The sequence below is a fragment of the Marinomonas algicola genome, from assembly GCF_014805825.1.
In the GTDB taxonomy this organism is placed as follows: domain Bacteria; phylum Pseudomonadota; class Gammaproteobacteria; order Pseudomonadales; family Marinomonadaceae; genus Marinomonas; species Marinomonas algicola.
Window position 1 is genome coordinate 4,193,760 of the sequence record NZ_CP061941.1, and the last position, 13,575, is coordinate 4,207,334.

Sequence of the window (13,575 nt, forward strand, 5' to 3'; positions counted from 1 at the left end):
ATTTAGTACGTATTCAACCAAAATCAGAAATTTAAAAAGGCTGGGGGAATTCGAGACTTTGATAATTTCACTAAAGACAATGGGTATTACTACTAAAAAAACAATAAAGAGCATGGCGCTTCATACTTGAAGCGCCATTATTCAGTAACGACTTAATAATATTAGTGCCGTTGTTGAAGATTATCAAAAAGTAAAGCGTTCCTAAGCAACCACTCTTACTTTTATATTTCAAACCTGCGTGACATTTTGACTTACATTATTAATTAACAACCTAAACTCAAAAATCTCAGATCAATACTTATCTAAAAGGTGAAGCTCAGACATAGGGCCCTCGTAGACTTTATAATAAAAAGTCTTATTTATACATCATATTTGGCAACCACGTGGAGAGCTGAACGATCAACACCACGAGAAGTAAGCGAATAATATCGGCTGTCCAGAAAGGCAATATACCTTTAAAAATAGTCCCCGTTTTAACATCTTTAATGATGCTACTTAATACAAAAACATTCATCCCGACAGGCGGTGTTATTAAGCTAATCTCAACGACGATAACAGCAACAATACCAAACCAAACCAAACTATAGCCTAGCTCAGAAACGATGGGGAAAAAGACAGGTATTGTAAGAAGGAGCATGGAAAAACTCTCTAATACCATACCTAAAATAATGTAAATCATTAAAATAACGAAGATTACTAAAATAGGCGCCACATTTAGTGATAGGACAAAATCCACCATCATTGCAGGTAACCCTGCACGGTTAATAAAATCAGAAAATATTAATGCGCCTATAATAATTACAAATAATGTTGCCGATGTTCGAGCACTATCCGCCAGTGTTTTGAACAGAGTTGATAAACTCAGGCTGCGACGTAATAATGCAATAATCAGAGCGCCTCCAGCGCCAATCCCTGCCGCTTCTGTCGGCGTAAATATACCTAAATAAATCCCCCCCATCACCAGCATGAACAAGCCTAAAATATCACGCACGCCTTTTAGAGCATGCCACCTTTCAGACCAGCTCATTGCTTCAGCTGATGGACCTGCATTTGGGTCACGCCAAACAACATACTTAACGGCCCCAAGGTATAGAAAAACCCCTAATATACCTGGAATAAGACCGGCGGCGAACAATTCTCGAATACTCGTTTCAGTTAATAACCCATATACAATTAACATGACACTTGGCGGTATTAAGATGCCTAATGTGCCCCCTGAGGCAATGGAAGCGGTTGCTAATGCATCACTATAGCCATATTTTCGCATAGGTGGCATTGCTACTTTTGCCATGGTTGCCGCAGTAGCAAGACTAGAACCGCTGACGGCAGAAAAACCACCACAGGCCGCAATTGTCGCCATTGCTAAGCCACCTTTTTTATGACAAAGAAATGCATACGAAGCAGTATATAGCTGTTTTGAAAGGCCAGATCTTGTAATCAAGTTCCCCATTAAAATGAACAATGGAATGATTGAAAGACCATAATCTTGCGCTGTATCAATAATACGATTAGAAGCCATTGAAAGTGGAATACTCCACCTAAAATCCCCTATATTTTCCCATGTTAGGCCACTTAAAATGGCAAAACCAAAGAACCCCACTACCGCCATTGCAAAGGCAATAGGAATCCTTAACAACATTATCATTATTAAAAGGACAGCAAAACTTATTAGAATTAAAGTCATTTATCTTCTCCTGAATTTTTTGATGTAAAGATTAAAAATAAAAAATAAAGGAGAGCGCTTATTCCAGTCAAAAAGCTTAGTACCGCAATATATTTAACAATAAGTCCAGTTTCAATACTTAAAAACTCAGTGGTGATATTACGTCTTAACATACGAGATCCAACATCCCATATTCTAAAAGATATAAAGTATAATGAAGATAAAATAACCATAGATGAAACGAATGCCAACACTCGTAAATACGTTTTTGTGATAAACGCATCAATCAAATCGACGACTATGTGCGAACCTCGCCATGTAACAACAGGCATTACAGAGAAAATAACAATGGCTAATCCAATCTCAGTTAATTCTGTGGCTCCAATTACGGGGTGATTAAGAAAATAACGACCAACAACATCAACACACGTGAGGATCATAAGAGCAAATAGAGTGGCTGCTGCTATTAACTCAAAAAAGAAGGCCAACCATTTCATTGGCCCTCTCTCCTCATAGTTTGCGTTCAACCATGAGATAAAAGACATTAATTTGCTCCGGTCTCTTTTTGTTTAGCGGTGTACATTTGAGCTTCTATTCGAAGAAAATCTAATGCTGCTTGCGCATCAATTTTCTTATCTTTTACGTCATTCAACCAGGTTTGATCAATGCCATCTGTTACTTTTAGGTAATCTAGTGACATTTGATCGCCATAGCTAAGTAAATTCACTTTGCCTCCATTCTCCTCTGAAAACTTCTTCGCTCTAATATCCGCTTTATCCCATGCGGCGCCTGCCATTAAAGACAATCTCTCCCCTGACACTCTGCGAATTGCGGCGGCATCCTTTTCATCTATGGAGTCCATAAAGTCAGGACTAATAAACATAGAAAAGGCTCCCATGTACATACCTGTAGGTAGCACTGTGACATAAGGAGCAATTTCAACTAGCCTCATACCTTGTTGTTCAACCACTGGCATAAACACACCATCAACAACCCCTGTTTGCAAAAGCTCATAAACTTTATTTCCAGGCGCTGCAACAGGAATTACCTCAAGTCGTTTACCAATTTCGGCTTGAACACCTCCTCCGATACGGATTTTTTTGCCTTTTAGGTCGTTTAAGCTACTTACAGGAAAGCGAGTATGCATAACACCAGGCCCATGCGTAAATAAACCAATGACTTCTAGACCATCGAATTCATTCGCCGCTTTGAGATGTTTTTGATAAGTGCGCCAGTAAGCTAAAGACGCCGCTTCTGCATTAGCACCAAGTCCAGGAAGCTCGGCGATTTGTTGCAGCTCAAAGCGACCGGGAACAAAGCCATTAAAACTAAAAGAGGCATCCGCCACACTGTCTTCAACAACCTCAAAAAGTTGAGCCGGATTATTAGAGCTATACTCAATATTCACGGTCACTCGACCTTCTGTAGCTTCTTCAACCCACTTCCCCCAAGTTGGCCACACTACGGTATTTTGTACATGTGTAGGAGATAACCAAGTGCTTACATTTAGCACTGTTTGTGCTGAAACAGGTGTATTCATTACAGCCGCTGCAGTACCGACTAATAAAATGGAGCGCATAGTTTTAAACATAACTCTTTCCTCAATGACGTTTTCATTTTTGTTTTTATTATTTCCGCTACTAAGAAATAGCAGAAAATATTTTTCCTATTTAATATTTGGAGCCTGGTTACCATGGTCTTTAACAACCATCTTTATATCATTTACCCTGCGGTGCTAATTGATGATCTAGTGAAAATATTTTAATTCGCTTTGTTAGTTTCAAACTCTTCAGCATGAAGAAAAGCGGTATGCTTAGGAGCACGTTTCGTTTTCGTCCATTCATCAAGCATTTCGTATTTTGTTTGTTCTGTAATCTGGGCAATTTTTGCTTTAGCACCAGCATCGTCGTATGTCAGTTCAATTCGATGGCCATTTGGGTCAAAAAAATAAATTGAATGAAATATCCCATGATTAGTAACGCCCAGTACATCAATATTGTTTTCTTCAAGATGCATTTTGGCCGCTAAAAGCGCACCTCTATCATGAACACGTAGAGCAATATGCTGTACCCACGTTGGGGTATTTTCATCCCGACCCATTTTAGGCTGGGTGGGAAGTTCAAAAAAAGCTAATACATTGCCATTACCAGCGTCCAAAAAAATATGCATGTAAGGATCTGGCGCTTTGGTTGAAGGCACTTGGTTTTCAGCAAACGCTAAAATAAAATCCATATTTAGGTTTTTCGTGTACCACTCCACCGTTTCTTTTGCATCATTGCAACGATAGGCAACATGGTGGATTTGCTCTATTTTAAATGTCATAAGATTGTCCTTTATTATTAAGCCATATCGGGTTGTTTTTCTGGTTCAGCCTGAACAAATGCTGGGAGCTCTTTACAAGAGGAATAAACCGACAGAATGTGCGGATAATCATCAAGATGAACATTAAAACGTTTGGCATTATAAATTTGAGGAATGAGGCAACAATCCGCCATAGTTGGCGTATCACCAATACAGAACTTTCCAGGCTGCTTCGCTAAAACTTTTTCCAATGCATCAAAACCCACGGTAATCCAATGCTTATACCAATCATTACGATGTGTTTCATCGATGTCTAATTGATTATTTAAGTATTGAAGTACTCTTAAATTGTTTACCGGATGAATATCACACGCAATCATTTGGCTAATAGCACGAATATTAGCCCGTACATTAACCTCATCGGGCAGAAGTGATGTTGTATCAGGGTAGGCTTCTTCAAGGTACTCTATTACGGCAAGCGATTGCGTGAAGACTTGCTCACCATCCACTAGAGAAGGCACCAGTTTCATTGGGTTTATCGATTTATAATGGGCGGAGTGTTGCTCCCCTCCATTATTTAACAGATGAACCGGGATAGACTCGTATGGCAGTGCTTTAAGGTTTAAAGCGATACGCACCCGATATGCTGCCGAGCTTCTAAAATAGCTATAAAGTTTAATCATAATATTCGCCTTAATAATGAAAATCGTTGGCGGGAAGGATTTTTCCACGCACCTCTCCAAACCCTACTCGCACCTCATCTTTTTGAGCGTATCCTCGCATCACGATGCCATCCCCATCTTCAATAAAATATCGAGACTCACCATTACTCAAAGTAAGGGTTTCCGTCATATTCCAAGTCAACTCCAGCAGACTGCCACGGCTATCTTTCTCTTTCCCCGAAATGGTACCTGAACCTAATAAATCACCGACTTGCATATTACAGCCACTGACAGTGTGGTGTGCCAATTGCTAAGGCCTTGTCCAATACATGTATTTAAAATTAGTTTTTCTGATTATCGTTTCATGACCTGCAACATCAAAAGATACTTCAAGCGTGATATCAAAATTGTTATCACGCTTCTCGCGTAAATAAGGCAGCGGAAGAGGTTCTTGTTTCGGTACGGGACACCGAAATGGCTCTAAAGCGTCAAGCGTCAAGCGTGACTACCCAAGGAGAAAAGGCCCGCTTCTTCAAGCTGACTCAAATCTACAATTTGGTGGCCTATAGCAACCCTTACCCGAGGGCTCAATGTACCACTACTGAAAACGCCGTAAGGTAGGTTGTAAATCGAAAAGTCGCTACGACTGTCAACGGGTAAAAATGTCTTTTTGGTACTCATAAACCCTTCTATTTTTTATTTTAGATATGGTTATCTTGATGAAAAAAATACTAAAATGTATCCATTTATTAGGCAAACAGATTATATTAATAAATATATAGGATAATCTAATGAATGTGACACTCAGACAATTACGAGCATTTTTAGCCGTTCATCAAGAAGGAAGCTTTACTAAGGCGGCAGAAAATCTGCACCTCACTCAATCAGCGCTAAGTAGTATCATCAAAGAACTAGAGCTCAACTTAGAATTAGGCTTGTTTGATCGATCGACCAGAAAATTAGAAACGTCCGAAGCCGGTAGAAATATTCTTCCTGCCGTTATCCGCATGTTAGATGAAATGGATGCCTTAACAAATGAAGTAATGGGGCTAAAAAAGCTTCACTATGGCAAAGTAAGAATAGCCGTTGTTCAGCAATTAGCATCAGCAGAACTGCCTAGGATTATTGCTCTGTATAGCAAAATGTTTCCTCAGGTTGAAGTGAGTCTAATTGATTGCGGAGTGGAGAACGTACAAGAAATTGTCAACTTAGGTGAAGCCGATATAGGTATTGGACCAGAAAGAAAATTACTCCCTAACCTTAATAAACAGTTAATATTCTCACATCCCTTTCATTTAGCTCTGCCACCAGATCACCCAATCGCGCAAGAAACTAATATCAGATGGCAAGACCTTGCTAATCTAGATTTAATAACCCTTCGCGGATCTTTCACTGAGCTTATCATTGACAATTTGTTACGGGAATCTTCTGAATACATAATTAGCCCAAAACATCAGGTTAACTTCATGTCAACGGCTTTAAGCATGGTTGCAAATGGTTTAGGCGTTACGATTTGCTTACCTTACGCAATTGAATCAGTAACCCAAAACGGACTAGTAATAGTTCCTATTTGCGATCCTATAATTTACCGTAACTTTTATCTATACAGTTGCAAGAATAGGGAAAAACTACCCGCTGTACGCAAATTCATTGATGTATTTTTAAAAAATATGTCGTTTAATAGCCTAATTGAAGATCTCTAACCTTCAGCTATAAATCACGCTGAATATGACTCTACACAAAGAGTGTCACTTGGGATAGTGAGGTCTTATCCAACCAAAACTCAATGAATAAAGTCCTTTATATTTGTTGAGAATCCTAAACACTTAACGTTGAGTGCGTCGAAAAGCACTTGGCGTTTGTTGTGTCACCCGCGAAAACTCCCGATTAAAGTTAGACTTGGTTTGGAAACCCGAGTCAAAATAGATTTGCGTAATGGGTTTATCTGTGGAGATAAGTAGCTCTTTGGCTCGCTCAATGCGATATTCATTCACCACCTGTGACACATTACGTCCATACACTTGATTAATTGCGATCGAGATTTGCCTTGCCGTAATGCCCACTTTTCTTGCCAAACGATCCAAGGTCAAATCAGGGTCTAGAAAGACTTCTTTTGAGCTTAGCAAGGCGTCTATTTTTGCCACTATGTCTTTTGATTCCTGTTCGGATAGCACCGGAGTCGATGACTCTTTTGTTGTTGCTACTGAATTCGCTTTCGGTATGACGTTCTCAGGTTCAAGTTCAGGCTCCTCTTTTTGTTCTGACACCACACTTAAACTCATGACCACTACGGCTCCGGCTAAAATAGGCAGCATAATAAAGTGGCCAAGGGTCAGTATGTAGACAGCATGCCCCCCTTGATAAAAAGCAAAGTCCATACCAATAGCACCATCAATAACCGCTGAAGCCAATAACATAACACCAGCAAATGCTTCTGCTTTTAATACCTTGTCGACGTCTGTTAAACGGACATTTTCAGGTATTTTTTGACGGTTTAACGAAGACCTAATAAGAGCGAGACCGTAGCCCAGATAAACCAGCACCAACAGAGGGTCCAATGGCGGCCGCCAGAAAGGGTAGGTTAAAGAGCCTACCATGACGATTAATGGAAACAGGGCATGTAAAAAATAGCCTCTTTTCTTGTGATGCGCATTCGCAAAACAATACCAAGCCACCACGGGAATACAAGACGCAAAAATGGGCTGCAACGCCTTAAAAATAGCGATGTCTGTTGTCCATCTGAGCCCAACGATGATGGACGTCAATGCACAAATGGCAATAAATACAAACGCTAATGGGGAGCGCGCTTCCCGACGAAAAAACAACACACACGCCAAAATAGACAGTAATAAAGCCACCACAAAAGGTAATGGAATCGAAATCATGTAAGCTCCGTTTAGTGGATCGATCTAAGTTCTAATATCGTTATGCTGAAAGCCATTATGTCCTAAATCCCCATTCAGTACGTCCTAAAACCTGATGTAGGACGCAAATACGTCTATAAAAACCTATCTTTTCAACATTCTAAACAGATGAGAAAGGAGAACTATATGAATCATTACTATGACGCTTGGTCACGTTATGGGCAATTTTCAGGTAAAGCATCAAGAGCCGCGTTTTGGGTATTTTTCTTGGTAAACGGCTTAGTATCCATTGCCTTTGTTGCACTGGAAGTGACGCTTTCCATGTCTTGGAAAGTAGAAGCCGTGTATGGGGCGCTCATTTTCCTCCCTATGCTGTCTTTGACCGTTCGCAGGTTGCACGACACTAACCGCTCGGCTTGGTGGTTGCTTGTGACCCTTATACCCGGTATCGGAATGCTCGTTTTATTCATACTGCTGGCCTTGCCGAGCTCAGAAATGACGGATTTTTCAGATTATCCACAGAACCCTAAAACGTCTTGAAAAGGTGACTAAAATGAAAACTGTTAATAACTTACCCCACTTATCCACCGTATTAAGCGTATTTATGCTGGTCTTATCCGTTTCGGCGTGCAGTCACGAAGACGCTCTTGTGGAAAAAACCTTTGTTGACTCTGATGGAATCAAAGGCATTGTCAGAATTACGTCACCTAAAGCAGGTTCTTTATTACACCTTAGAGGGATAGTGGGTAAAGGGGAGTTCATCACCCAACGAGAAGACCGTGATGGCTGCATATCGATACCGATTCGTTTTGCGGCTGGGGACTTTGAGGGCTCTAACATTAGCATTCAGTCTGTCGATTCCATCAATCTAGCCATCTATTCTAATGAGGCGGCGAGAAAGCTCATTGTCGGCCACGAAGTCGTCAGTGAAGATTACCATGTGACGGACACATCCAATGCTCTACTAGGTGATATCCATATTGAATCCGGTTTAACCCTCAGCTATGGCTTCGTGCTTAACCCTGGAGAGTGGTCTTGGTCATCATTAATGAGCTCGGCACACACAAAAACCAGTTGTCATGAATTACAAAAACAAAAGGTTCAACCTATTTTGCAAAAGGATGCCAGTGAGGCATTGGCCATCCGTCAAATACCTCCTTCTCGATGAACCAATGCATGGTGCTCATAGAAGTATCTGGATAATACGGGCTTTATCTTACCTGCCACTTTAACTATGACCACAGTACTAAAGTGGCTAGAGATTCCTTAAGGAAAAACAGGTTATTCCTCTGTGATACGATAAAACCACTCAAGAACAACCCAATGGGTATCATAGATAGTCAACAAGAACATGAAAATGTTCTTTTTAGAGAAATTCTACAGCCTCAACGATCTAGTTAAGAGGCGTCGCGCTTTTTGCGGCGCCCTGAATGAGCAGAGCGAATGAACTTGAACTCTTTTTATTATAGTTTGCTTAGTACCGACTGTCATTTTCACAAGGAACTCCATCGTGATCACCATCCATCTTTGTATCTGGACAATTGTTTATAAAGAACACAGCTTCAGCTCTTGAATTCATTTGACTGCAATGTTGCCTTCCATCACAGGTGAAGTTTGGTTGTTGCTTACTAAGAACGTATGTATTGTGATTTGTTACCAAACTAGGAGAGTAGTCTGTGACTTGTGCTGTGTTTAAGCTTTTAGAGTAATAGTCCCAAGCACCATAAGCTATGAGCAGCATGCTAATAACTTTGAGCAACTTAAATATTCCTTTTTAGATGAAGTTAATACTATAACCAAGCTGTAGAAAAATTAACTTTGAAGCCAACACGTTTCCCTACAGCAACAATTTTATTGAAATCTCGACCTTGCTTGTAAAAAGCCGCTTGTCCGGAACTTTAGGCCAATATATCACCAATAATCGTCTAATACAGTCATATTGGCCTCAATGAGCGTTGCTTTGGCTATTTTTAGCACTTAAATCAGGCTTACTTCTTCTTTTTTATTCTCATAAAGTGAATTTACCATAGACGCCCATTGTTAAAACACCCAATATTAAAACATCAGAAAAGACTGATTATATTTTGATTCGTTTAAATACTAGAAGCATTGAAAAATACAACTTTCACTAAGAAACCGTCTGTATTGTTATCTGGCTAGACGAAAATAGAGCTGTTGAGGCAAGTAAATCTGCTTACCGCTTAGTAAGGCAAGAGGGTATTTGAAATAAAACAGTTGGTTACGCTAGGCAAGCAATCGACAACACCGTTTATTCGGCCTTGACCTTGGTTGGGCGTTTTTGTAACGGGTTATGCTATTTTCTTGCCCCACTATTCCATGGGTATTTTGCTCAAATTGAATGGCAATCGTTAGCCAATTTTCAGTGGCTATCCCAAGCCGTTGTAAAATGGGTGAAAGTGACAAATCAATTGCGCCTCGTTTGTCTTGTCGAGTAAGGCGCCCTGTTGTGTCGACCAACTGCAGATAGTCCGTTAATTTAAATAAAATCCCTTCGTTTTTTTCTTTATGTTCATTCCCCACAAACGGATACAGTGTTTTGGGTTGAGTGCCTGTTTTAGCGGCCTTTACCCTTTGCTTGATACTGGTAAAATCAGACGTTTCAGGGGCTGTGGCGATATTCGCTCGAATAGGGTTAAGGTCAACGTAGGCCATGCAAGCTAAAACAGAAGCGTCATCTAACAACGCCTGAGACTTAAAGCGCCCCTCCCAAAACCGTCCCGTACAGCCATCTTCAACATTCGCTTGCCGAGCAATCGGTTCATTTAACTCCCGCATAAACCAGCTGATGTCAGACAACCTTTCTCGATACGCTTCCGCCGATCTTTCTGCTAATTCTATGGCATAGTCCGGCATGGTATCGCCACGCACATATTGTTGAGTGAATAACGTACCTTTATGCAACGCATGCCAACGCCTCAACACCTCATGAGTAGACCAATTTTTGGCTTGTTTTTCATCAAGATGCAGCACAATATGCAAGTGATAGCTCATCACCGCATAAGCACAAATATCGATAGAGAAGAGTTGAGCTAAAAATAAAATTCGCGCCTCGATCCAACCGCGACAGTGCTCAAAGCTTTTTCCTGTAACTGAATCTTCACCACATAAAAAAGCACGGCGAACGCATCGAGAAATACAGTGATAGTAAGGTGTATCAGACAAACTGACCTGTTGGCTTCTGGCCCTTGGCATCGTTTTTGTTCCTCATCCTTGAGTTTGGTTTTATCTAGTTTAGACCGTGATCAAAAAAACATCCATAAAGTAATGGGTGATACGGCGAACTGCGCCCTTGACTACCCCAGAGTGTCCATATATGTCTTTGATTAATTTGCTAAAATTTGGAACGCAGTGACAAAGCAAACAGTTTTTTGTCCTGCTTGAGTGGCTTGTTAGCAGTACGTTACACCAAATGTATTTCAAGCTTTTTACCTAAAGCAGATGCGAAGCGTTCCAATGTCGATAACTTAACATCTTCAGAGTGATTCTCTATTCTCGAAATAGCACTCTTTTGAGTATGTAATCTTAACGCAAGATCTAATTGAGTTAATCCTGCGTCTTTCCGTGCTTCTTTTAAAAGAATTCCAAACTTAAAAGCTTGATAACCTTCGTCATAATTATCAGCAAGCTCAGCGTCCATTTCTTTGCGTTTCGCTAAGTATTCTTGAAAATCACTCATGATATATTCCTCAATAAATAGTCTTTACGACGTTTTTCTGCAACTTTGATTTCTTTTGCTGGTGTTTTTTGAGTTTTCTTTTGAAACCCATGATTTAAAACAACAAGATTATCGCCATCGAAGAACCCTAATAACCGAAATATATTACCACTAACTAAAATTCTGACTTCCCAAATACCATCGGTGTTGGTTAACTTTTTCAGATAAGTAGTTGGTATTACATCTAACTCTTCAATTAATTGAAGTACCCACGCAACTTTTTGCATTTGTTTTCCTGAAAGCGAATCAAGAAAATCAGTTACAGGGCATTTACCATCTTCAGTGGTGTAGAAATTAACTTTTTTCATAGAACAAGGTTAACATGTAGGTGAACTTTTGAAAAGTACGCAAATCTGATAGTACGGCTAACGAGGCTGTAGAATTACTCATTCTTAGCCATGCGTGATAGACGTGTAATGAGGCTGTACATCTACAGACAAGCTCATGAAGATGATATTGGTTTCGCACGCCCTTGCAATGCGGCGACTGCTGACCAATCCACGAGAGTAACCAAACAAGACGATCTTCAACATCACAGAAGGCGGATACGCCGCCGCGCCACCATGATCGTTGTTGTACCAATCATCAAAAGACGTTAAATCAAGGTGCCTATCAATAATATGAGAAAGCGCGAATTCAAAGGTACCGGGGACAATTTGTTGTGCGAAATCGATCGGAATGAATTTACTTTGGCAGGATAAATCAGGTTTGACTCTTTTTCATAAAAAAAGCCATCACGTTCAGCTGTAGAGAATAATAGTAATTAGATAACAGACGATTAAAAAAGAACATGAAAATGTTCTTTTTAGAGAAATTCTACAGCCTCAACGCCCAATTAAGGGGTGAACCACGCCTCCACCCAAACCTAAAGCATTGTGCCATAAACACTAAATTTGAAGTAGAAGCAAAAATGCCAAGCGTTGTGAATCCTTCATAAATTGCTTGTATGTTTCTTGAACACGATGAGCGATAGAAAACATTACTTTCTGTCGCAATGCAATTTACCTGCTTTACCCCAATGCTCATCATCGAAGTTTTGGAAAAACACCGTAACTGCTTCAGGTGGTAGTTCATACGCTTCTTCAAACGCTTCAGTAATTCGCTGAATCAATAATTGCTTCTGCTCTTTGCTACGACCTGGAGATTGTTGGATAGTTACTACTGGCATAAACTAGCTCCTTTTAAATATATGACTACTATTGACTTGAAATACATTATGGAATCCGGTGGAGCTGTTTGTTATGCAGGTCTTTTAAGAACTCAGGTGCAAGGTCAGCACCATTTGGCCAGACAACAGTTTCAAGCTCTGGATCAACTGAAACTTTTGAAAATATATTTACATCTTTAAGCGGCTGAAATACTGAACCGTTTAAAACGCCTGACAAATCAACATTTCCTGAGGTACCGTCATCAAAAGCAACCCAAAGAATAAAATCAGAAACATGTTTTGCAGATTTAACGTGTAGCATAATTTTTACTCCAATGGCGCAATATAATTTAATGGTTCACCGGATCGTGCTTTTTCCCAGTTTTCTTGCAGCTCTGATTGATGATAAGAAATCCATTCTTGGACAAACTTAACAGCCCTGTTTGGAAGTTCGCCTTCAATGATTAACCATCAAAGCTAAACAGTGCTTCATAGTCAGAATACTTTGCATGAAAATGAGGTGGATTATGATCGTTAAAATACATTGCGATCATAATACCGTAAAATCTGCTTATTACTGGTATTGTTTACTCCATGTTTTAAATGCCTATATTGTATAGACAAATTCCCTATTTGCATAACCACTGATTTGCATAACGAGGCTGTAGAATTTCTAATCCAAGAAACACAACCTCAAAAATAACGTTAAAATAAGCCTAAAATCACACCGCTACATGAAAAGTAAGGCTACTATCATACAAAAATTAGCTTTTAGGCACTCTCCGCACAAAAATTAAATCACTGAATTTCTATCTTCGAGTAATTATACGGTCTCAACGCCGCGTTAAGTAGTGAGCAACGCAACCACTTAACCTTACCGCCGTAAACACAAAACCCAACGATAGAATGAAAAATGCCATGCGTTGGGAATCTGTCTTAAACACTTGTTAGCTCTTACTTCACGGTAAACACTTAACTTAACCAACCCCGAGCAAAGCAGTAAAGGCAGCAATGATTCTCTCTTGAGCCAAGCCTATTATTGCGCCAATGAATAGAGCACTCCGCCAACTCAATGACAATTTAAAACCTTTCCCTAATGACGTATGTTCATAGATGTTAAAAAAATCAAAGCGACTATACTCGCTGAAATTATATTTGTATGAATTACAGGATTAAGTAAAAGTGTATCAAAATTAAAATTT

The 13,575-nt window shown here is 39.9% G+C and carries 20 protein-coding genes; 3 read left to right on the plus strand and 17 right to left on the minus strand.

Translation table 11 applies throughout. From position 1 onward, the window contains the following. Positions 1-355: 355 nt before the first annotated feature. The 7 genes from IEZ33_RS19265 to IEZ33_RS19295 form a co-directional block, all read right to left on the minus strand. Positions 356-1,684, minus strand: coding sequence for a TRAP transporter large permease (locus IEZ33_RS19265; protein ID WP_191601598.1), 1,329 nt, complete (start codon positions 1,682-1,684; stop codon positions 356-358). Beyond that, entirely contained in the window at positions 1,681-2,160 is a 480-nt protein-coding gene (locus IEZ33_RS19270; RefSeq protein ID WP_240009580.1) for a TRAP transporter small permease, read from the minus strand. Before IEZ33_RS19270 ends, IEZ33_RS19265 begins: the two co-directional genes overlap by 4 nt. Before the next feature lie 47 nt (positions 2,161-2,207). Then, positions 2,208-3,254: a TRAP transporter substrate-binding protein gene (locus IEZ33_RS19275; protein WP_191601600.1), complete on the minus strand. Its 1,047-nt coding sequence runs from the start codon at positions 3,252-3,254 to the stop codon at positions 2,208-2,210. Between the two features lie 170 nt (positions 3,255-3,424). Then, positions 3,425-3,985 (minus strand): VOC family protein, encoded by a 561-nt coding sequence (locus IEZ33_RS19280; RefSeq protein WP_191601601.1) that lies wholly within the window; start codon positions 3,983-3,985, stop codon positions 3,425-3,427. A gap of 17 nt (positions 3,986-4,002) precedes the next feature. Further along, entirely contained in the window at positions 4,003-4,647 is a 645-nt protein-coding gene (gene maiA / locus IEZ33_RS19285; protein WP_206696878.1) for a maleylacetoacetate isomerase, read from the minus strand. Positions 4,648-4,657: 10 nt separating this feature from the next. After that, on the minus strand, positions 4,658-4,933 hold the full coding sequence (locus tag IEZ33_RS20640) for a fumarylacetoacetase (protein ID WP_206696879.1): 276 nt from the start codon (positions 4,931-4,933) through the stop codon (positions 4,658-4,660). A 188-nt stretch (positions 4,934-5,121) separates the two neighbouring features. Beyond that, the gene (locus IEZ33_RS19295; protein ID WP_191601602.1) at positions 5,122-5,307 is read right to left on the minus strand and encodes a hypothetical protein; all 186 of its coding nucleotides are present in this window, start codon (positions 5,305-5,307) and stop codon (positions 5,122-5,124) included. Positions 5,308-5,417: 110 nt separating this feature from the next. Here IEZ33_RS19295 and IEZ33_RS19300 point away from each other — a divergent pair, with 110 nt between their 5' ends. Then, entirely contained in the window at positions 5,418-6,329 is a 912-nt protein-coding gene (locus tag IEZ33_RS19300) for a LysR family transcriptional regulator (RefSeq protein WP_191601603.1), read from the plus strand. Positions 6,330-6,452: 123 nt separating this feature from the next. On the opposite strand, the gene IEZ33_RS19305 is transcribed toward IEZ33_RS19300, so the two are convergent. Continuing rightward, positions 6,453-7,511 carry a helix-turn-helix domain-containing protein gene (locus tag IEZ33_RS19305; RefSeq protein WP_191601604.1) on the minus strand — a complete coding sequence of 353 codons (1,059 nt, stop codon included), beginning with the start codon at positions 7,509-7,511 and terminating at the stop codon, positions 6,453-6,455. A 165-nt stretch (positions 7,512-7,676) separates the two neighbouring features. On the opposite strand from IEZ33_RS19305, the gene IEZ33_RS19310 reads away from it, so the two are divergent. Both IEZ33_RS19310 and IEZ33_RS19315 read left to right on the plus strand, forming a co-directional pair. Next, positions 7,677-8,030, plus strand: a complete 354-nt coding sequence (locus IEZ33_RS19310) for a DUF805 domain-containing protein (RefSeq protein ID WP_191601605.1) — start codon at positions 7,677-7,679, stop codon at positions 8,028-8,030. Between the two features lie 13 nt (positions 8,031-8,043). Beyond that, complete coding sequence (locus IEZ33_RS19315) at positions 8,044-8,658, plus strand: hypothetical protein (protein WP_191601606.1); 615 nt, start codon at positions 8,044-8,046, stop codon at positions 8,656-8,658. A gap of 306 nt (positions 8,659-8,964) precedes the next feature. Here the strand turns inward: IEZ33_RS19315 and IEZ33_RS20910 are convergent, their stop codons facing one another. The 9 genes from IEZ33_RS20910 to IEZ33_RS21070 all read right to left on the minus strand — a co-directional run bounded on the left by IEZ33_RS20910 (position 8,965) and on the right by IEZ33_RS21070 (position 12,927). Further along, positions 8,965-9,231, minus strand: a complete 267-nt coding sequence (locus IEZ33_RS20910) for an excalibur calcium-binding domain-containing protein (protein ID WP_275672789.1) — start codon at positions 9,229-9,231, stop codon at positions 8,965-8,967. 503 nt (positions 9,232-9,734) lie between these two features. Beyond that, entirely contained in the window at positions 9,735-10,703 is a 969-nt protein-coding gene (locus IEZ33_RS19325) for a transposase (RefSeq protein WP_191601608.1), read from the minus strand. Positions 10,704-10,911: 208 nt separating this feature from the next. Further along, positions 10,912-11,187, minus strand: coding sequence for a helix-turn-helix domain-containing protein (locus IEZ33_RS19330; RefSeq protein WP_191601609.1), 276 nt, complete (start codon positions 11,185-11,187; stop codon positions 10,912-10,914). After that, positions 11,184-11,534 (minus strand): type II toxin-antitoxin system RelE/ParE family toxin, encoded by a 351-nt coding sequence (locus IEZ33_RS19335; RefSeq protein ID WP_191601610.1) that lies wholly within the window; start codon positions 11,532-11,534, stop codon positions 11,184-11,186. The genes IEZ33_RS19330 and IEZ33_RS19335 overlap by 4 nt, the downstream gene beginning before the upstream one ends. Before the next feature lie 84 nt (positions 11,535-11,618). After that, positions 11,619-11,906: a transposase gene (locus IEZ33_RS21065; protein WP_191603713.1), complete on the minus strand. Its 288-nt coding sequence runs from the start codon at positions 11,904-11,906 to the stop codon at positions 11,619-11,621. 299 nt (positions 11,907-12,205) lie between these two features. Beyond that, positions 12,206-12,394 carry a tautomerase family protein gene (locus IEZ33_RS19345; RefSeq protein ID WP_191601611.1) on the minus strand — a complete coding sequence of 63 codons (189 nt, stop codon included), beginning with the start codon at positions 12,392-12,394 and terminating at the stop codon, positions 12,206-12,208. A gap of 46 nt (positions 12,395-12,440) precedes the next feature. Further along, positions 12,441-12,695: a DUF2442 domain-containing protein gene (locus IEZ33_RS19350; protein ID WP_191601612.1), complete on the minus strand. Its 255-nt coding sequence runs from the start codon at positions 12,693-12,695 to the stop codon at positions 12,441-12,443. Positions 12,696-12,700: 5 nt separating this feature from the next. Then, entirely contained in the window at positions 12,701-12,838 is a 138-nt protein-coding gene (locus tag IEZ33_RS20915) for a DUF4160 domain-containing protein (RefSeq protein WP_206696974.1), read from the minus strand. Further along, positions 12,838-12,927, minus strand: coding sequence for a DUF4160 domain-containing protein (locus IEZ33_RS21070; protein ID WP_206696881.1), 90 nt, complete (start codon positions 12,925-12,927; stop codon positions 12,838-12,840). The genes IEZ33_RS20915 and IEZ33_RS21070 overlap by 1 nt, the downstream gene beginning before the upstream one ends. Between the last annotated feature and the right edge of the window lie 648 nt (positions 12,928-13,575).